Origin of the sequence: Shinella agrisoli, assembly GCF_046557955.1 — a bacterium.
GTDB lineage: Bacteria > Pseudomonadota > Alphaproteobacteria > Rhizobiales > Rhizobiaceae > Shinella.
In genome coordinates this window covers 50,730-68,740 of sequence record NZ_JBJIEP010000011.1, presented here as the reverse complement: position 1 = coordinate 68,740, position 18,011 = coordinate 50,730, and the positions used below count along the sequence as shown (strand labels likewise).

The following is an 18,011-nucleotide window of genomic DNA, read 5'->3' as shown; positions in this document are numbered from 1 at the left end:
TCATGTCCACGCGAGGAAACGGCATCATGAGCGGCAGCAGCAACATCGTCGACGAGATCACCGGCCACCGCCGCATGCGGCGCAACCGGAAGGCCGACTGGACGCGCCGCCTCGTGCAGGAAAACCGCCTGACGGTCGACGATCTCATCTGGCCGGTCTTCGTCGTGCCGGGCACGAACGTGGTCGATCCGGTCGCCGCGATGCCGGGCGTCAGCCGCATGAGCGTCGACAGGCTCGTCGAGGCGGCGAAGGAAGCGGCCGATCTCGGCATTCCGGCGCTCGCCACCTTCCCCAACATCGACATGAGCCTGCGCGACGAGACCGGCTCGAACAGCCTTGCCGCCGACAACCTCATCAACGAGGCGACGCGCGCCATCAAGAAGGCCGTGCCGGACATCGGCGTCATCACCGACGTGGCGCTCGATCCCTTCACGAGCCACGGCCACGACGGCGTGCTGCGCGACGGCGTCATCGTCAACGACGAGACGGTCGAGCTGGTGGCGAAGGCGGCCGTCATCCAGGCGGACGCCGGTTCCGACATCATCTCGCCCTCCGAAATGATGGACGGGCGCATCGGCGCGATCCGCCGGGCGCTCGACGAAGCCGGGCACCAGAACGTCGGCATCATGTCCTATGCGACGAAGTTCGCCTCCGCCTTCTACGGCCCCTATCGCGACGCGATCGGCACCGGCGGCCTGCTGAAGGGCGACAAGAAGACCTATTACATCGACCCCGCCAACGGGACCGAGGCGATCCGCGACGCGGCGCTCGACGTCGAGGAGGGCGCGGACATGCTGATGGTCAAGCCGGGCCTGCCCTACCTCGACATCTGCTGGCGCATGAAGGAAGCCTTCGGCCTGCCGGTCTTCGCCTACCAGGTCTCCGGCGAATACAGCCAGATCAAGGCGGCCGCCATGAACGGCTGGATCGACGGCGAGCGCGTGATGCTGGAGACGCTGCTGGCGTTCAAGCGCGCCGGCTGCGACGGCATCCTGACCTATTTCGCGATGGACGTGGCGCGGCATCTGGCAAAGCGGCAATAGCAGGGCCCCGCCACCCCGTTGTTTTCCATCGCAGCATCCCCATATGAAAGCCATGTTCCATTCGGGAGACAGGCAGATGAGCGCTGATTTCAACGAGACGCGGGTTCCGACGACGGACTGGCAGGCCTATCGCGGCGTGCTGTCGCGCCGGGTCTTCGCCTTCCTGATCGACTACGCGATCGTCGCCCTTCTGTGGATTCCGGCCGCGGTGGTGGTCTTCTTCCTCGGCCTCCTGACGCTCGGCCTCGGCTTCTTCCTCTATCCGGCGCTCTTCGCCATCGTCGCCATGCTCTATTTCGGCCTGACGATGGGCGGCCCCTCCCAGGCGAGCGCCGGCATGAACGTGATGGGCCTTGCGCTCGCCCGCGTGGACGGACGGCCGATCGACTTCCTGACGGCGATCGTGCATCTCGTCCTGTTCTGGATCGGCAACGCGCTGCTGACGCCCTTCATCGTGCTCGTCGGCCTCTTCACCGATCGCGGCCGCCTGCTGCACGACCTTCTGCTCGGCACCGTGGTGGTCCGGCGCGACCGGTACTGACGACAGGAACGTGCGGACGAAATCCTCCAGTTGACCTTTTCTTCAACTAGGCCATGGTATTGGCATAGAAGCGTCACACAGCGACGGAGTCGCCGCACGGCCGATGAATACGCAGGCAACATCCTCTCCGCAGTTCTATCTCACCGCGCCGGCGGCTTGTCCCTACCTGCCGCAGGAGATGGAGCGGAAGGTGTTTACCCACCTGGTGGGTGAGCGTGCGCCAGAGCTGAACGACCTCCTCACCCAGGGCGGCTTCCGCCGCTCGCAGAACATCGCCTACCGCCCGGCCTGCGAAACCTGCCGCGCCTGCATCTCCGTGCGCATCCTCGTCAACGAGTTCACGCCGCGCCGCTCCATGCGCCGTGTGCTGGCGACGAACAGCGACCTCGTCTCGCACGAATATCCGGCGGAGCCTTCAAGCGAGCAGTATTCCCTCTTCCGCCAGTATCTCGACGCGCGCCACCAGAAGGGCGGCATGTCGGACATGTCGGTGCTCGACTATGCGATGATGGTGGAGGACACGCATGTCCACACCAAGGTCATCGAATACCGCCTGCGCGAGGAAGGCTCCGGCCTGAAGGAACGGCCGCAGGGCGAACTGCTCGCCGTGGCCCTCACCGACCGCATGGGCGACGGCCTGTCCATGGTCTATTCCTTCTACAATCCGGAGCTAGCCGACCGCTCGCTCGGCACCTTCATGATCCTCGACCACATCCGCCGCGCCAAAGCGCTCGGCCTGCCGCACGTCTATCTCGGCTATTGGGTCAAGGGATCGCGCAAGATGGACTACAAAACAAAGTTTTTGCCGCAGGAACACCTGATGCCGCGCGGCTGGGAGCGCTATAACGGCGAGAATGCCACCCCGTAAGCCAGAATCGGTTCCGCCGTGCCCCCAACGAACGATCCCGCCCTTCACCGCAAGGGCCTTCTCATCACCGCCGTCGGCGGCCTCGCCCTCTCCTTCGACATCCCGCTGATCCGCTCCGCCGACGGCGAGGTCTGGTCGGTGCTGGCGACGCGCAGCATCGCCACCTTCGCGATGGCGCTTCTTGCCTGGTCCGTCGTCCGCTTCGCGCTCGGCAGGCGCGTGGCGCTGGTCCCCGGCCCCCTCGGCCTGCTGATCGGCCTCCTCTACGGCATCAATTCGCTGACCTTCATGCTGGCGGTGTTCAACACGTCGACGGCAAATGTCGTCTTCATCCTCGCCTTCACCTCGATGTTCGCCGCGATCCTTTCCTGGATCTTCCTCGGCGAGCGCCCCTCCAACGCCACGCTCCTCACCATGGCCGCCATGGTGGCCGGCGTGGCGCTGATCGTGCACGACGGGCTCGAAAGCGGCAATTTCTTCGGCGACGCCATGGCGGCCTCATCGGCCTTCCTGCTCGCCTGCGCCATCACGCTCAGCCGCCGCAGCGGTATGGACATGGGTTTCGTGCCGCTCGTCACCGCGATCCTCCCCGGCATCGCGGCGCTGCTTCTCCTGCCCGAAACGGGTTTCCAGATCGCCAGCCCCGGCTTCATCCTGTTCAACGGGCTCGTCATGATCCCGCTCGCCTTCTTCTGCCTGGCGACGGGGCCGCGTTACCTCTCGGCGCCGGAAGTGGGGATGTTCTATCTCCTGGAAACGGTGCTCGCTCCCATCTGGGTCTGGATCGTCTTCGCCGAGACGCCGACCACCCAAACCCTCATCGGCGGCTCGATCCTGATCCTCGCCCTGCTTTCCCACTCGCTCTGGCAGATGCGCTCGAAGGCCCGCGCCGCCAGGCAGGGCGACGCGGCAGCGGAGTTCCCGTTCACGGGGTGAGGTTGCAGTTCACGGACCACCATGTTATAACTCTGTTATAACGAAGGGTAACCAACCATGACCATGAACGTCACCATCCGCAAGATCGGCAATTCCGAAGGCATCATCATTCCGAAGGACGTGCTTGACCGCATGGGCCTCAAGGCGGGGGACGAGATTACCATGACAAGCGAAGGCAGCAGGCTCGTCCTCAGCCCGGCAGACGGCGATTTCGAGCGGCAGCTGGGACATGCCGAGAAGTTTATGAACCGCTACAAGGTGGCGCTCAAAAAGCTTGCGGAATGAACATCGTCTTTCTCGAACGCCCGCTCGTCGAGCGGCTGCATGCCATGCAGATCCAGAGGTTCGGCGGCGCGGCCGGGTTGCGCGACGAAAACGCTTTCGAGTCGGCCCTGTCCCGTCCTGTCAACAAGGCATATTATGGCTGCGAGGATATATTCGAGCTCGCCGCCGCCTATCTGTACGGGCTGGCGAAGAACCATGCGTTTGTCGACGGCAACAAGCGCATTGCAGTGGTCGCAGCCGCGGTCTTCCTGATGGACAACGGTTTCGAGATCGCAACGGATGATGCGACGCTCTATACCTTCGTCCTCGCCGTGGCCGCCGGCGAGATCGACGAAGAGGGGGCGTCCCGGTTCCTGCGCGACGTCAGCGTCCCCTATTCCGGCTGATCACCCGCTGAACTTGCCGCTTCTCGGGAAGCCCTTCGGCACGGTGCGGCCGGCGCCGGCGCGGTCGCCCATCCATTCGAGGAGCTCGTCCTTCGTGCGCACGAAGTTGCGGCCCGCGCTGTCGTCCCAGGTGAGGCCGTCGGCCATCGCAAAGCAGCGGATGTCGGAGATGCCGCCATCCTTGTAGCGCTGCAGGCGCACGCCCTTGCCGCGCGCCATCTCCGGAAGCTGCGCGAGCGGGAAGACCAGCATCTTGCGGTTCTCGCCCACGACGGCGACGTGGTCGCCGCGCACCGGCACCACCAGTTTCGCTTCGTCCGGCATGGAGACGTTCATCACCTGCTTGCCCTTGCGGGTGTTGGCGACCATCTCGCTTTCCGCGACCACGAAGCCGTTGCCGGCCTGGGAGGCGACGATGACCTTGCGCGAGGGATCGTGCACGAAGGCCGTCAGCACGTCCTGGTCGTTCTCCATGTCCACCATGATGCGCAGCGGCTCGCCGTGGCCGCGCCCGCCCGGCAGCTTGTCGGCGCCGAGCGTGAAGACCTTGCCGCCGGTCGTGACGACCAGCACCTTGTCCGTCGTCTGCGCCGGGAAGGCCACCTTCAGCGCGTCGCCCTCCTTGAACTGGAGGCCGGACGTATCGGACATGTGGCCCTTCAGCGCGCGGATCCAGCCCTTCTCCGAGATGACGACCGTGACCGGCTCCTTCTCGATCATCGCCTGCTGGATGGCCTCGACGTCGGCTTCCGGGGCGCTGGCGAACTGGGTGCGGCGGCGGCCGAGCTCGGTCGCCTTGGCGAACTTCTTGCGGACCTCGCCGATTTCCCAGGCGACCGTCTGCCACTGCTTGTCGCCGGAGGCGAGCAGCGCCTCGATCTCCGCCTTCTCCTTCGACAGGTTGTCGAACTCGGTGCGGATCTCGAACTCTTCCAGCTTGCGCAGCGACCGAAGGCGCATGTTGAGGATCGCCTCGGCCTGCACGTCCGTCAGCGTGAAGGTTTCCATGAGCACGGGCTTCGGCTCGTCCTCCTCGCGGATGATGCGGATCACCTCGTCGAGGTTGAGATAGGCGACGAGGTAGCCGGCGAGGATTTCCAGCCGCCGGTCGATGGCGGCAAGGCGATGGCGCGAGCGGCGCTGGAGGACTTCGCGGCGGTGGTCGAGCCATTCGACCAGCACGTCCTTGAGGCCCATGACCTTCGGCACGCGCCCCATCGACAGCACGTTCATGTTGAGCGGGATGCGGCTTTCGAGCTCGGAGAGCTTGAAGAGCGATTCCATCAGGATGGTCGGGTCGACCGTGCGGCTCTTGGGCACCAGCACGATGCGCACGTCCTCCGCCGATTCGTCGCGGATGTCTTCGAGCAGCGGCAGCTTGCGGGCGAGAAGCAGCTCGGCGATTTTCTCGATCAGCCGCGACTTCTGCACCTGGTAGGGAATCTCGGTGACGACGATCTGGTAGCCGCCGCGCCCGAGATCCTCCGTCTGCCACTTGGAACGCACGCGGAAGCCGCCGCGCCCGGTCTTGTAGGCCTCGATGATGCTCTCGCGGCTGTCGATGATGATGCCGCCGGTCGGAAGGTCGGGCCCCTGCACGAATTCGACCAGCTTCTCCACGTCCGCTTCCGGGTTGCGGATGAGATGCAGCGCGGCATCGCACAGTTCGTGCACGTTGTGCGAGGGAATGGAGGTCGCCATGCCGACGGCGATGCCGGAGGAACCGTTCGCCAAGAGGTTCGGGAAGGCGCCCGGCAGAACGACCGGCTCCTCGTCCTCCTCGTTGTAGGTCGGGCGGAAGTCGACGGCGTCCTGGTCGATGCCTTCGAGCAGGAGCGTGGCCACTTCGGTCATGCGCGCCTCGGTGTACCGGTAGGCGGCCGCGTTGTCGCCGTCGATATTGCCGAAGTTGCCCTGACCGTCGACGATCGGATAGCGCTGCGAGAAATCCTGCGCGAGGCGCACCAGCGCGTCGTAGACCGACTGGTCGCCGTGCGGGTGGAACTTGCCGATGACGTCGCCGACGATGCGCGCGCATTTCTTGAAGGAGGAATTGGACCGAAGGCCCATCTCGCTCATCGCATGGATGATGCGGCGATGGACCGGCTTCAGGCCGTCCCGCACATCGGGCAGCGCGCGCTGGGTGATGGTCGACAGCGCATAGGCAAGATAGCGCTCTTCCAGCGCCGCCTTGAGGTCGACCGGTTGGATGCTGTCGTCTCCGCCGTCCGGCGGCAAGGTGTTTTGTCCCATGGGCCTTGACTAGACGCTTGACCGATTCGCGGCAAGGAATCCGGGCGATCGAGCTGTGGATAGCAGTTTGTAAAGCTTCTTTGAAATCTGCGGACAGGACGGGAGAATTCCATGGAAACTCCCCAATGCATGAATATATTTGCCGCACCGCCCGTTTAGGAGCGGTAACGGCAAGGCAGCCGACCAAAAAATCCAGAAAGAGAGCCAATCCATGATGCGCAACTCCCATTTCCGCACCCTCCTCGCCGGCGCCGCGCTCGCCACCCTGGCAAGCCCCGCTTTCGCGCTCGACGGCGCGGATCTGATGGCCAAGCTGAATGCCACCTATGCCACGAGCGGCGTATCCGTCGGATACTCGAACGTTGCCGTCGACGGCTCGACGGTGACGCTGGAAGGCACCGAATTGAAGGCGACGGGCGCGAAAGAGCCCCTCAAGGTGGGCACCGTCACCATGGAAGGCGTCGAGGAAGACGGCAAAGGCGGCTACACGATCGAGACCGTCTCGTTCGAGGATTTCAACGTCACCGAGGCGGAGACCACGGTTTCGGCGAAGGATCTGGCGCTGAACGGCGTCTCCGTGCCGGGCACCGTCGTTCCCGGCACGCTCGATTCGCTGCTGATGTACGAATCGGCGACCGCCGGACCGGTCAGCGTCACCGCCAAGGGCAAGGAAGTCTTCTCCATGTCCGGCATGGAGGCGAACGTCACCCGCATGGACGGCGACGCGGGCCTCGAATTCGACGCGACGCTTTCCGACCTCAAGGCGGACCTGACCACGGTCGAGGACCCCAAGGCCAAGGAAGCGCTGAACAAGCTCGGCATGCAGTCGCTGGAAGGCAAGGTCAGCATGTCCGGCAGCTGGGAGCTGGCGAGCGGCAAGCTCACCGTCGACGAATATGCCTTCGACTTCAACGATGTCGGCCGCCTCAACCTCGCGCTGGAATTCTCCGGCTACACGCTGGAATTCCTGAAGGGCCTGCAGGACGCGATCAAGGCCGCCGAGGCCAACCCGAACAAGGAAGAGGCGAACGCCGCCATGGGCATGTCCATGATGGGCCTCGTCCAGCAGCTGACCTTCAACAGCGCCTCGATCTCCTTCGAGGACGCCTCGATCACCAAGAAGCTGCTCGACTATGCCGGCGGCGAACAGGGCGTGACGGGCGACCAGATGGCGCAGTCGCTGAAGGGCCTCGTCCCGATCATGATCGCGCAGCTCAACATGCCTGAGCTGCAGAACCAGATCTCGGCCGCGGTCAACACCTATCTCGACGACCCGAAGAGCCTCAAGATCAGCGCCCAGCCGAAGGAGCCGGTGCCCTTCCCGATGATCATGGGCGCCGCCATGGGCGCGCCGCAGACCATCCCGCAGGTGCTCGGCGTCACCGTCACGGCCAACCAGTAACAAGGCCGCTCGACAGTTCGGCAAAGGAAGGTCCGGAGCGCCGCTCCGGCCTTTTTTGTTTACTGGCTGCCTTCCCTTTGCGGGCCGCCTTTTGTTCGCAGGCCTTGCCACCCGCCGTCATATGCCCGGGCTTGACCCGGGCATATGACGCAGGAGAGGTTTTCACGCTTTCCCGGCCTGCGTCGTGCCCGACCATTCGACGCGGCGCGTCGCATACATGGTCGCGGCGATCGTGACGAAGGAGATCAGCGCGCCGGCGAGCAGCGCATATTCGTCCTCGCGCAGCACCAGGTACATGATGCCGTAGGCGGCAAGCAGCACGGCGCCGAGCGACAGGCCGTTCCTGCGGCTGCCGGTCGCGCTGCCGAGATAGGCGGCGATCAGCAGCGTCGTCGCCAGCGCGGCAGCGGCATAGGCGATGGTGAAGCCGGTATGCTCGGCCAGCGCCAGCAGCAGCACGTAGAAGACGATGAGCGCAAGGCCCGTCAGCACGTACTGGATCCAGTGCACCATGCGCCCGCCCTTCAGCTCCACGACGAAGACGGCGAGGAAGACGAGCGAGATGAAGCCGATGGAGTATTTCAGCGTGCGGGAGACGACCTGGTAGAACTGTACCGGCTCCACCAGGTTGATGCTCATCATGCTGCCCGCAAGCGGCAGCGTCGGGCCGCTCGCCACGCGGTCGATGCCGCGGGCGAGATAGGGGATCGTCCACCGGGCGGAAAAGTCCGTCGCGGTCACGGTCTTCTCCTCCGGCAGGAAGAGGCCCTCGAAGCCCGGATGCGGCCAATTGGCCTTCGCCGCAAAACTCGTCGTCTGGCCGGCAGGCGCGACGGCGAAGCTGCGCGATCCGTTGAGCGACAGCGCGATCTCGAAGGCGAAGCCGCTTTCGACGAGCGCACGCTCGACCGGCCGGTGCACGCCGGCGCTCGATTGCGGCGTGGCGTAGCCGTCGATGCCCCGGGCGGTCATCGCGGAGATCTGCCGCATGCCGGGATCGAACGGCCGCACCGCGCCGTTATCGATCTTCACGCCGGCATCGGAGCGGATGCCGGTGATGTCGTTGATGTTGAGCACGAGGATGGCGCGGTCGAGCCGCGGCGTGCCGGAGAATTGCGCGAGGTCCTGAAGGATGCTGCCGCCGAAGCGGCCCTTCAGCGTCAGCGCGCCGTTGTAGACCGGCAGCGTGTAGATCGACAGCCGGCGTCCCTCGGTCCTGAGGTCCGCCGTCACGTCCAGCGTTTCCGGCATGACGAGCGCCCATTCCGTCACCTGCTCGACGAGCATGCGTCCGTCGACCTCGCGGCTGCGCTGCACGTCGAAGGGCACGGCGATATAGGGCCCGTTGATCGCCTGGTCGCCGCCCCAGCCGTTGGCGATGCGGCTCGAGACCTCCTTCGCCCGCTGCGCCCGCTCTTCCGTCAGGCCCCAGACGAGAAGCAGCGGCACCAGCAGCGCCACGGAGATGATGCCGATCATGATGAACTTGACGCCCGGCGAGCGCAGGAACGCCGCAAGGTTGCCGCGCGGCTCGGGATGCCGGTATTGCCGGGATGATGCGGGATCGTCCGCTTCGGTCACAGTCATGGAAAGTCCCTCCAGTCTCTGAATCGCCATTATAAGGCGGGTTCACGCTAGAGGTGCATTTCGACCGATTGCGCGCGGAATTGGGATCGCCCGGCGGCGAATTCGCGGCATTGTGGCGTCGGCGGAAGGCCCGGCGCCCAGCGCCGGGCCTTTCTCGGGACCGAACTATTCGAGAACTTCGACGACGGTGCGGGTCTCGGGATTCACGATGACCCGGCGTTCGTTGACGACCGTGTAGGCGTAATCGGCATGGTCGTCGACCGGATAGATCTCGACCGTATCCGGAATGACCCTGCCGACGACCACGTCGCCTTCATAGGCGATCGACGGAACCTCGCGTTCCATCACATAGGTGCGGACCTCGCCCGGCACGATCACGGTCGATTCGGTGGTGACCGGATCGGTCTCCTCGATGATGATCGTCTCCTGGGCGTAAGCCCCGGCGGAAAGCGTCAGGAATGCTGCCGCCGTGGCAAGAAAGAGCTTGTTGCGCATGTTCGTTCTCCTTCACTTGACGGGAAGAGAACGGTCCGGGCGCCCAAGGGTTCCCGCAGGGTCTTGATCGAGGCTCAGTCCTTCTTCGACGGCACGACGCGCAGCGCCAGTTCCCGCAGCTGCGCCGGCGTTGCCGGCGACGGGGCGTTCATCAGGAGGTCCTGCGCCTGCTGGTTCATCGGGAAGAGCGAGATCTCGCGCAGGTTCTTCGCGCCGACGAGCAGCATGACCACGCGGTCGATGCCGAAGGCGCAGCCGCCGTGCGGGGGGGCGCCGTACTGGAAGGCGCGGTAAAGACCGCCGAAGCGCTCCTCCACGTCGCCCTGCGAGAGGCCGACCTTCTCGAAGGCCTTGACCATCAGTTCCGGCGACTGGTTGCGGATCGAGCCCGAGGCGATCTCGAAGCCGTTGCAGACCGCGTCGTACTGGTAGGCCTTGATGGCGAGCGGATCCTCGCCGGACAGCGCCTCCATGCCGCCCTGCGGCATGGAGAAGGGGTTGTGGGCGAAATCGATCTTCTTCTCGTCCTCGTTCCACTCGTAGAAGGGGAAGTCGACGATCCAGCAGAACTCGAAGCGGTCGCGGTCGACGAGGTTCAACTCCTCGCCGGCGCGGGTGCGCGCCTCGCCGGCGAACTTGTAGAATTTCGCGGGATCGCCCGCGACGAAGAAGCAGGCATCGCCATCGTCGAGGCCGAGCTGGGTGCGGATCGCCTCCGTGCGCTCCTCGCCGATGTTCTTGGCAAGGGGGCCTGCGCCTTCCAGCTTCTCGCCTTCCTTGCGCCAGAAGATGTAGCCGAGGCCGGGCTGGCCCTGGCTCTGCGCCCAGGCGTTCATGCGGTCGCAGAAGGCGCGGGAGCCGCCGGTCCTGGCCGGGATCGCCCAGACCTCGACCTTCGGGTTGGACGCGATCATGTTGGCGAAGACCTTGAAGCCGGAGCCGGCGAAATGCTCGGTGACGGCCTGCATGACGATCGGGTTCCTGAGGTCCGGCTTGTCGGAGCCGTACTTGCGGACCGCCTCGTCATAGGGGATGCGCGGCCAGTTCTTCGTGACCGGCTTGCCTTCGGCGAATTCCTCGAAGACGGCCGTCATCATCGGCTCCATCGTGTCCCAGACATCCTCCTGGGTGACGAAGCTCATCTCGACGTCGAGCTGGTAGAACTCGCCCGGCAGGCGGTCGGCGCGGGGGTCCTCGTCGCGGAAGCACGGCGCGATCTGGAAGTAGCGGTCGAAGCCGGCGACCATCAGGAGCTGCTTGTACTGCTGCGGAGCCTGCGGCAGGGCGAAGAACTTGCCCTCATGGATGCGCGACGGCACCAGGAAGTCGCGCGCGCCTTCCGGCGAGGAGGCCGTCAGGATCGGCGTCGTGTATTCGGCAAAGCCGGCCTCGCCCATGCCCTTGCGCATGGCGGCGATGATCTGCGTGCGCTTGACGATGTTCCTGTGCAGCGTCTCGCGGCGCAGGTCGAGGAAACGGTATTTCAGGCGCACGTCCTCGGGGTAGTCCGGCTCGCCGAAGACCGGCAGCGGCAGCTCCTTCGCGGCGGAAAGGACCTCGATCTCCTGGGCATAGAGCTCGATCTCGCCGGTCGGCATGTTCCTGTTGACCGTCTCCTCGGTGCGCGCCTTGACGAGGCCGTCGACGCGGATCACCCATTCCCCGCGCACGGTCTCGGCCAGCTTGAAGGCGGGCGAATCCGGGTCGGCGACGACCTGGGTGATGCCGTAATGGTCGCGCAGGTCGATGAAGAGCACGCCGCCATGGTCGCGGACGCGGTGGACCCAGCCGGAGAGACGGACGGTCTGGCCGACATCGGACTTGCGGAGAGCGGCGCAGGTGTGGCTGCGGTAACGGTGCATCGTGGTATCCTGAAATGCTGACGGGCCGCGCGGGAGGCTCCCGGCGCAGCTACCCAAGAAAATCGCGCGGAAAAGCGCATGGCCGCGCCCGTTTGTCAAGGCTTGGCGGGGGTGTTCGCGTCCAGGCCCCCCCCTCATCCGGCCCGCCGGCTGCCTTCTCCTGGCTGCGGGGCGAAAGAGACATGCCGCGCGGCTTTCCTCTCCCATGAACGATTCGTCCGGCACGCCCCCTCTCCCCGCTTGCGGGGAGGGTTAGGGTGAGGGGGCAAATGCCGCAGGGCAATCACCTGGACGATCTCAGGCGAATTCGCCGCGGTTCAGCATCAGCCATTGCAGCAGCATGATCGTCTTGGCGTCCACGATGCCGCCGCTGGCGATGAGGCCGCAGGCCTCATCGATCGGCATCTCGACGACCTCGATGTCCTCCCCCTCGCCTTCGACGCCTCCGCCGCTGCCCTCGCGACGTGCAGCGTCGATACGGGCGGCGAAGCACGAGACGCGCTCCGTCAGCGTGCCGGGGCTTGCGAACGTGTCGAAGACATGGCGGACGTCGCTGACCGCATAACCGGTCTCCTCCATCGCCTCGCGGGCAACGGCCTGCTGCGGGCCGTCGTCGTCGAGGAGGCCGGCGGGCACCTCCAGCAGGAAGCCGTCCGGATGGCCGCCGAAGAAGGCGCCGGGGCGGAACTGGCGCACGAACACGACAGACTGGCGGGCAGGATCGACGAGCAGCACGGCCGCCGCCGCGCCGTGGTCGTGCACCTCGCGGTCGAGCCATTCGACCCGGCCGTCGGCGCGGGTCTGCTCCAGGACGATGGTGCGCAGGTGGATGAACCGCTTCCAGACCGTCTTCTGCTCGACGATGCGGATGGGCGACGGGGTCTCGACAAGCATGAACACTCCCTCGGTATCGGGCCCTCGCATCAGGCCTTGCGCAGCCAGACGCGGTTGTCGTGGAAGGCGGCGCCGCCATAGGGCGCCACCGGATCGGCGCCCGTCAGGACATTGATGCCCTCCCCGTCGAGATGGGCGGAGTTCGGCCAGATGCCTTCGGCGACCAGTACGCCCGGCTTCACGCCGTCCGTGACCTTGGCATGCAGGCGGATGTCGCCGCGGGCGTTGCCGAGGCGCACGATGTCGCCCTCCCCGATGCCGTTCGCCGCCGCGTCCTTCGGATGGATCATCACCTCCGGCCGGCCTTCGCGCTCGCGCGAGCCCTTTGTTTCGGAGAAGGTGGAATTGAGGAAGGTGCGGGCCGGCGAGGTGGCGAGGCGGAACGGGTGCGCCTCGTCCGGCACCTCGATGAGGTCGACGTGATCCGGAAAGGCCGGCAGCGCCTCGTGCGGACCGAAGACGCCGAGCGCCTTCGGCGGCTTGTTGGGGGCCGGCGTTCCCGTCCAGTTCGGGCGGAAGCGGAACTTCCCGTCCGGAAAACCGAAGCCCTTGATGAAATGGGCGGTCTCGAAATCCGGCTGGCAGTCGATCCACTTCGCCTCCCGAAGCCCGCCGAAATCCATCCCGTAATAGGGCAGCATGCGCGTGATGTGCTCGCGCTCACAAAGGCCGAAGCCCGGCAGATGGGCGACGCCGAGCCGTTTGGCCAGTTCCTCGATGACGAAGAGGTTGGTGCGCACGGTGGCCGGCGGCTCGACGAGCTTGGGGCCGAGAAGGATGTGCTGGTGGCCGCCGCCGCGGTAAATGTCGTCGTGCTCGACGAACATGGTGGCGGGCAGCACGATGTCGGCGAGCCGCGCCGTATCGGTCATGAACTGCTCGTGCACGGCGACGAAAAGGTCGTCGCGCAGGAAGCCCCGCTTCACGAGGCGCTGCTCGGGCGCGACGTTCACCGGGTTGGTGTTCTGGATGAGCATCGCCGTGACGGGGCCGCGCCCGCGCAGCGCGACGGCATCGCCGGTCAGCACGCGGCCGATCTGCGACTGGTCGAGCATGCGGATGTCGGGATCGGCCATCCTTGCGAGGGTGAGCTCGGCCTTGCGCAGGTGGAAGATGTCGGAATTGCTGTGGAAGGCGCCGCCGCCCTCGTACTGCCACGAGCCGAGCACGGTGGCGACGGAGAGCGCGGCATGCATGGAGACCGCGCCGTTGCGGCTGCGGGTGAAACCGTAGCCGAGGCGGAAATAGCTCCTCTTCGTGCGGCCGACGAGCGCGGCGAAGGTTTCGATCTCCTCCACCGTGAGGCCGGTGATCCCCGCGGCCCACCGCGGATCGCGGGTCGCAAGATGCGCCTCGAGCCCGGCCGGGTCGTCGGCGTACTTGTCCATGTAGGCCCGGTCGGCATGGCCGTCGCGGAAGGCGACGTGCATGACGGCGCAGGCGAGCGCGGCGTCCGTGCCGGGACGCAGCTTCAGCGCGAGGTCCGCCTGCTTCATCGTCGGGTTGTCGTAGATGTCGATGACGACGATCTTCGCGCCGCGCTCCTTGCGGGCCTTCACCGCGTGGGTCATCACGTTGACCTGGGTGGAGACCGGGTTCGTGCCCCAGATCACCACGCAATCGGACTTCGCCATCTCGCGCGGATCGGGGCCGCGCAGCGTTCCGGCCCCCATGGTGAAACCGGTCCAGGCGGGATTCGTGCAGATCGAGCCGAAGAAGCCGGAATAGCGCTTGGCGTGGCGCAGGCGATCGATGGAATCGCGCTGCACGAGACCCATCGTGCCGGCATAGTAATAGGGCCAGACGGCCTCGCTGCCGTGCGCCTGCTCGGCCTTTACGAAGGCCTCCGCGATCGCGTCGAGCGCGGCGTCCCAGGAGATGTCGGCCCATTCGCCGCCGCCCTTCGCCCCCTTGCGCACGCGCGGCTTCATCAGCCGTTCGGGATGGTAGAGGCGTTCGGCATAGCGCGCGACCTTGGCGCAGATGACGCCGGCGGTGTAGCTGTTGCCGGTGCTGCCCTTGACGCGGCCGATGCGGCCGTCCGCGCCTATCTCGATGTCGAGCGCGCAGGTGGAGGGACAGTCGTGCGGACAGGCCGAATGGCCGATCCGCGGTTTTCCGAGATGGGGGGTCGCAACGTTCATGGCTTTTCTATATTGCAGAGCGGAAACGGCCAAAAGGCAAAACGTTCTATCATCGCAACAATTCATCGTCGCATCAGGGCGCCTTATCCCGCATGAACTACCGCCACATCTACCACGCCGGCAATTTCGCGGACGTGCTGAAACACGCCGTTCTGGCGCGCCTCGTCACCTACATGAAGGGCAAGGACAAGGCTTTCCGCGTGCTCGACACCCATGCCGGCATCGGGCTCTACGACCTTTCCGGCATGGAAGCGCAGAAGACGGGCGAGTGGCAGAGCGGCATCGGCCGGCTGCTGGCGGGCGACATGCCGGCGAACGTCGCCGAAATCCTCGCGCCCTACCTGAAGACCGTTCATGAACTGAATCCGGACGGCGGGCTAACATATTATCCCGGCTCGCCAAAACTGGTGCGCATGCTCTTGCGTCCGCAGGACCGGCTTTCCGCCATGGAACTGCACCCGGACGACTACGAGGTGCTGCACCGCCTGTTCGACGGCGATTTCCAGAGCCGCATCACCAGGCTCGACGGCTGGCTGGCGCTCGGCGCGCACCTGCCGCCGAAGGAAAAGCGCGGCCTCGTGCTGGTCGACCCGCCCTTCGAGGCCGAGGGGGAGTACGAGCGGCTGGTGGAGGGGCTGGAAAAGGCCGTGCGCCGCTTTGCCGGCGGCGTCTACTGCCTGTGGTATCCCCTGAAGAAGGGGACGCCCGTCGCCGCCTTCCACAAGGCGCTGAAGGAAACGGGCATTCCCAAGATGCTCTGCGCGGAGCTTGTCGTGAGGAGCGACCGGGAGACGACGGGGCTGACGGGCTCCGGGCTCATCGTCGTCAATCCGCCCTATACGCTGAAGGGCGAGCTCGACGTGCTGCTGCCCTTCCTGAAGGAGCGGCTGGCGCAGGACCGCTTCGCCTCGGCGCGGGCCTTCTGGATCACCGGAGAAGCAAAGGCCTCTTGACCTTTGGCGCCCGGCGGCAACAAATGCCGCCCGAACCGGGAGCCCTCATGATGCCTTTTCCTCGTCTTCCCCCAGTCTCCGGCGCACGACCGGGCCGCCCCCTTGCCGGACGCGCGCCGGCCGCCGAATGATGAGCCGGCCGCCCTCCTCCGTCCTTGCCCGATCCGCGCTCCTGCTGCTTGCGCTTCTCGCCGGCTGCAGCGAGGAAAAGCCCGCCGGAGGAGCGAAGACGGACACGAGCCGCACGGCGCCTGAGACGCGGGCCGAGGTCCCGCGCGGCAGGGGCTTCGATTTCTATGTGCTGTCGCTTTCCTGGTCGCCGACCTGGTGCGCCGGAAACGATTCCGCCGGCAGGACGCAGCAGTGCCGGCGCGGCGAGAACCACGGCTTCATCGTGCACGGGCTCTGGCCGCAGAACGAGCGCGGCTATCCGGAATATTGCCCGACGCGCGAGCCGGACCGCGTGCCGGAAAGCCTCGGCCGTACGGTCCTCGACATCATTCCATCGATGGGGCTTATCGGACACCAGTGGCGCAAGCACGGCAGCTGTTCCGGGCTCGGCCAGAGGAATTACTTCGCCGTCACCCGCGCGGCCTTCGAGCGCATCGACGTTCCGGAAGAGCTAAAATCGCAGCGCGGCGGCGGGCGCCTTGCGCCCGATGCGGTGGAGGAAGCCTTCATCGCCGCCAATCCGGGCCTCGACCGCAAGGGCATCGCGGTCACCTGCGAGGACGGGCGGCTGGAGGAGGTGCGCATCTGCCTGACGGCGGACCTTGCCTTCCGCACCTGCCCCGACGTCGACCGTGCCGCCTGCCGCGCCAGAACCATCGAACAGCCGCCCATCCGCTAGAACAGGACCCCGCCCATGAAGATCTATTGTTCCAATGCCTCGCCCTACTCCACCAAGGTGCGCATGGCCGCGCACCATGCGGGGCTTGCCGCCGAGGCGGTCGTCGTCGACACGAACGCCGACCCGGCGGAACTGCTCGCCGCCAACCCGCTGGGAAAAATCCCGACGCTGGTCACCGATGACGGGCTCGCCGTCTACGACAGCCGGGCGATCATGAACTTTATCGACCGCCAAACGCGCGGCGCGCTCTATCCGCGCAACGCCGCCAAGCGCACGGAGGTCGACGTGCTGGAGGCAACCGCCGACGGCGTCTGCGACTGCCTGCTCGCCATCGTCTACGAGCGCCGCTTCCGACCGGAGGAAAAGATCCACCAGCCGTGGATCGACCGCCAGTGGCAGAAGGTCGAGCGCGCGCTCGATCACCTGGAGGCCAACATGCCGCGCCTCGGCAAGAAGCCCAATGCCGGCCATTTCGCGCTCGCCGCCATGCTGCGCTACATCGAACTGCGCTTTGCCGGAAAATGGCAGCGCGGGCGGCCGAAGCTGAAGCGCTACCTGGCGCGCTTCGAGGCGGTGTTCCCCGATTTCGCGCAGTTCAAGGATTGAGCGCAACGAAAAGGCCGGGTCTCCCCGGCCTTTTCGCATTTCCAGAGCCGTTCGGGCTTAGAACTTCACGCCCATGCCGACGCGGACGCTGTGGTCCTCGAAGCCGCTGCGGACGCCGGCGCCGCGGAAGTCCTTCTTGCCGTAGTCGCTGTAGCGGTATTCGACGCGGGCCGTGACGTTGTCCGTGACGAAGGCTTCCGCACCGACGCCGGCCGTCCAGCCGAGCAGGGTCGCGTCGTCCTTGGCCCCGCCGTTGTTGACCTCGACGTTGGACGCCGCGATACCGCCCGTGCCGTAGACGAGGACCGGGTTCAGGTCGACGCCGACGCGGCCGCGGATGGAGCCGTTCACGCCCTGCTTCGCCGTGAAGCCGTTGGAGGTGTTGTCCACGCCGGAGTAGTTGAGGTCGGCTTCGCCGCCGTAGACGAGCTGGCCGCTCTGCATGTTGTAGCCGCCGTAGACGCCGCCGCCGAGCGCATGGCCGCGATCCTGGCCCTGGCCGTTGAACTTGCCCTTCTGCCAGGAAGCCGTGCCGCCGACATAGGCGCCCGACCAGTTCTTGACGACCGGCTCGGTATATTCGGCGGCCGGAGCCTGCGGAACTTCGTCGATGGCGTCGGCAGCGTGAGCGGCCTGGAAGGCGACCATGGAAACCGTGGAAGCGACGAGGGTGGCGATGAGTGTACGCATGTTATTCTCCTTTACTAAACGACGCCCTCTTTTGGGAGGCTATCGGGCATCGTCATTTCATTTTTCCCGCCCGGTTGAGCGGAAATTGAATAAAGATTGAGGAATTGAAAGAGCCAAAATGTGAAATGATTGTGGCACACGCGCGGCACAAATTTGATGTGTCTTTTACACAACAGGGAATTTGTTAACCATAATTTCAATAATGGCAGAATATAA

At 65.7% G+C, this 18,011-nt stretch carries 17 protein-coding genes; 10 read left to right on the top strand and 7 right to left on the bottom strand.

Annotated features, from left to right (window positions below; translation table 11 throughout):
• Positions 1 to 26: 26 nt before the first annotated feature.
• From hemB to ACIIOY_RS13740, 6 genes are all read left to right on the top strand, one after another.
• Positions 27 to 1,043 carry a porphobilinogen synthase gene (gene hemB / locus ACIIOY_RS13765; RefSeq protein WP_411035249.1) on the top strand — a complete coding sequence of 339 codons (1,017 nt, stop codon included), beginning with the start codon at positions 27 to 29 and terminating at the stop codon, positions 1,041 to 1,043.
• Between the two features lie 76 nt (positions 1,044 to 1,119).
• Positions 1,120 to 1,584, top strand: a complete 465-nt coding sequence (locus ACIIOY_RS13760; protein ID WP_411035248.1) for an RDD family protein — start codon at positions 1,120 to 1,122, stop codon at positions 1,582 to 1,584.
• Positions 1,585 to 1,687: 103 nt separating this feature from the next.
• A complete protein-coding gene (locus ACIIOY_RS13755; protein ID WP_411035247.1) occupies positions 1,688 to 2,452 on the top strand; it encodes an arginyltransferase in 765 nt (254 codons plus the stop codon).
• Between the two features lie 18 nt (positions 2,453 to 2,470).
• Positions 2,471 to 3,388: a DMT family transporter gene (locus tag ACIIOY_RS13750; RefSeq protein ID WP_411035246.1), complete on the top strand. Its 918-nt coding sequence runs from the start codon at positions 2,471 to 2,473 to the stop codon at positions 3,386 to 3,388.
• Between the two features lie 63 nt (positions 3,389 to 3,451).
• On the top strand, positions 3,452 to 3,673 hold the full coding sequence (locus ACIIOY_RS13745; RefSeq protein WP_411035245.1) for an AbrB/MazE/SpoVT family DNA-binding domain-containing protein: 222 nt from the start codon (positions 3,452 to 3,454) through the stop codon (positions 3,671 to 3,673).
• Positions 3,670 to 4,059, top strand: a complete 390-nt coding sequence (locus ACIIOY_RS13740) for a type II toxin-antitoxin system death-on-curing family toxin (protein ID WP_411035244.1) — start codon at positions 3,670 to 3,672, stop codon at positions 4,057 to 4,059. Before ACIIOY_RS13745 ends, ACIIOY_RS13740 begins: the two co-directional genes overlap by 4 nt.
• Here the strand turns inward: ACIIOY_RS13740 and parC are convergent, their stop codons facing one another.
• Entirely contained in the window at positions 4,060 to 6,312 is a 2,253-nt protein-coding gene (gene parC, locus ACIIOY_RS13735; RefSeq protein ID WP_411035243.1) for a DNA topoisomerase IV subunit A, read from the bottom strand.
• 211 nt (positions 6,313 to 6,523) lie between these two features.
• Between parC and ACIIOY_RS13730 the strand changes: the two genes are divergently transcribed.
• A complete protein-coding gene (locus ACIIOY_RS13730) occupies positions 6,524 to 7,714 on the top strand; it encodes an aq_1923 C-terminal domain (RefSeq protein WP_411035242.1) in 1,191 nt (396 codons plus the stop codon).
• 162 nt (positions 7,715 to 7,876) lie between these two features.
• Here ACIIOY_RS13730 and creD read toward each other — a convergent pair whose 3' ends face one another.
• The 5 genes from creD to ACIIOY_RS13705 form a co-directional block, all read right to left on the bottom strand.
• Entirely contained in the window at positions 7,877 to 9,301 is a 1,425-nt protein-coding gene (creD, locus tag ACIIOY_RS13725) for a cell envelope integrity protein CreD (protein ID WP_411035241.1), read from the bottom strand.
• A 165-nt stretch (positions 9,302 to 9,466) separates the two neighbouring features.
• Positions 9,467 to 9,796 (bottom strand): DUF1236 domain-containing protein, encoded by a 330-nt coding sequence (locus ACIIOY_RS13720; protein WP_411035240.1) that lies wholly within the window; start codon positions 9,794 to 9,796, stop codon positions 9,467 to 9,469.
• A 74-nt stretch (positions 9,797 to 9,870) separates the two neighbouring features.
• Positions 9,871 to 11,658 (bottom strand): aspartate--tRNA ligase, encoded by a 1,788-nt coding sequence (aspS, locus tag ACIIOY_RS13715; RefSeq protein WP_411035239.1) that lies wholly within the window; start codon positions 11,656 to 11,658, stop codon positions 9,871 to 9,873.
• A 297-nt stretch (positions 11,659 to 11,955) separates the two neighbouring features.
• Positions 11,956 to 12,552, bottom strand: a complete 597-nt coding sequence (locus tag ACIIOY_RS13710) for an NUDIX domain-containing protein (protein ID WP_411035238.1) — start codon at positions 12,550 to 12,552, stop codon at positions 11,956 to 11,958.
• Between the two features lie 29 nt (positions 12,553 to 12,581).
• Complete coding sequence (locus ACIIOY_RS13705) at positions 12,582 to 14,696, bottom strand: molybdopterin-containing oxidoreductase family protein (protein ID WP_411035237.1); 2,115 nt, start codon at positions 14,694 to 14,696, stop codon at positions 12,582 to 12,584.
• Between the two features lie 92 nt (positions 14,697 to 14,788).
• Between ACIIOY_RS13705 and ACIIOY_RS13700 the strand changes: the two genes are divergently transcribed.
• The 3 genes from ACIIOY_RS13700 to ACIIOY_RS13690 all read left to right on the top strand — a co-directional run bounded on the left by ACIIOY_RS13700 (position 14,789) and on the right by ACIIOY_RS13690 (position 17,105).
• Positions 14,789 to 15,649, top strand: a complete 861-nt coding sequence (locus ACIIOY_RS13700) for a 23S rRNA (adenine(2030)-N(6))-methyltransferase RlmJ (protein ID WP_411035236.1) — start codon at positions 14,789 to 14,791, stop codon at positions 15,647 to 15,649.
• 127 nt (positions 15,650 to 15,776) lie between these two features.
• Positions 15,777 to 16,499 carry a ribonuclease T2 family protein gene (locus ACIIOY_RS13695; RefSeq protein WP_411035235.1) on the top strand — a complete coding sequence of 241 codons (723 nt, stop codon included), beginning with the start codon at positions 15,777 to 15,779 and terminating at the stop codon, positions 16,497 to 16,499.
• Between the two features lie 15 nt (positions 16,500 to 16,514).
• Positions 16,515 to 17,105 (top strand): glutathione S-transferase family protein, encoded by a 591-nt coding sequence (locus ACIIOY_RS13690; RefSeq protein ID WP_411035234.1) that lies wholly within the window; start codon positions 16,515 to 16,517, stop codon positions 17,103 to 17,105.
• Between the two features lie 57 nt (positions 17,106 to 17,162).
• Here ACIIOY_RS13690 and ACIIOY_RS13685 read toward each other — a convergent pair whose 3' ends face one another.
• Positions 17,163 to 17,795: an outer membrane protein gene (locus tag ACIIOY_RS13685; protein ID WP_411035233.1), complete on the bottom strand. Its 633-nt coding sequence runs from the start codon at positions 17,793 to 17,795 to the stop codon at positions 17,163 to 17,165.
• Positions 17,796 to 18,011 lie beyond the last annotated feature (216 nt).

Bases quoted from the DNA above. Each gene is read 5' to 3' on its own strand.
- ACIIOY_RS13700 (WP_411035236.1), top strand. From the start codon at position 14,789: ATGAACTACCGCCACATCTACCACGCCGGCAATTTCGCGGACGTGCTG.
- creD (WP_411035241.1), bottom strand. From the start codon at position 9,301: ATGACTGTGACCGAAGCGGACGATCCCGCATCATCCCGGCAATACCGG.
- ACIIOY_RS13720 (WP_411035240.1), bottom strand. From the start codon at position 9,796: ATGCGCAACAAGCTCTTTCTTGCCACGGCGGCAGCATTCCTGACGCTT.
- ACIIOY_RS13705 (WP_411035237.1), bottom strand. From the start codon at position 14,696: ATGAACGTTGCGACCCCCCATCTCGGAAAACCGCGGATCGGCCATTCG.
- ACIIOY_RS13740 (WP_411035244.1), top strand. From the start codon at position 3,670: ATGAACATCGTCTTTCTCGAACGCCCGCTCGTCGAGCGGCTGCATGCC.
- ACIIOY_RS13760 (WP_411035248.1), top strand. From the start codon at position 1,120: ATGAGCGCTGATTTCAACGAGACGCGGGTTCCGACGACGGACTGGCAG.
- ACIIOY_RS13685 (WP_411035233.1), bottom strand. From the start codon at position 17,795: ATGCGTACACTCATCGCCACCCTCGTCGCTTCCACGGTTTCCATGGTC.
- ACIIOY_RS13690 (WP_411035234.1), top strand. From the start codon at position 16,515: ATGAAGATCTATTGTTCCAATGCCTCGCCCTACTCCACCAAGGTGCGC.
- ACIIOY_RS13745 (WP_411035245.1), top strand. From the start codon at position 3,452: ATGAACGTCACCATCCGCAAGATCGGCAATTCCGAAGGCATCATCATT.
- ACIIOY_RS13730 (WP_411035242.1), top strand. From the start codon at position 6,524: ATGATGCGCAACTCCCATTTCCGCACCCTCCTCGCCGGCGCCGCGCTC.
- ACIIOY_RS13695 (WP_411035235.1), top strand. From the start codon at position 15,777: ATGATGAGCCGGCCGCCCTCCTCCGTCCTTGCCCGATCCGCGCTCCTG.
- aspS (WP_411035239.1), bottom strand. From the start codon at position 11,658: ATGCACCGTTACCGCAGCCACACCTGCGCCGCTCTCCGCAAGTCCGAT.
- ACIIOY_RS13710 (WP_411035238.1), bottom strand. From the start codon at position 12,552: ATGCTTGTCGAGACCCCGTCGCCCATCCGCATCGTCGAGCAGAAGACG.
- hemB (WP_411035249.1), top strand. From the start codon at position 27: ATGAGCGGCAGCAGCAACATCGTCGACGAGATCACCGGCCACCGCCGC.
- parC (WP_411035243.1), bottom strand. From the start codon at position 6,312: ATGGGACAAAACACCTTGCCGCCGGACGGCGGAGACGACAGCATCCAA.
- ACIIOY_RS13755 (WP_411035247.1), top strand. From the start codon at position 1,688: ATGAATACGCAGGCAACATCCTCTCCGCAGTTCTATCTCACCGCGCCG.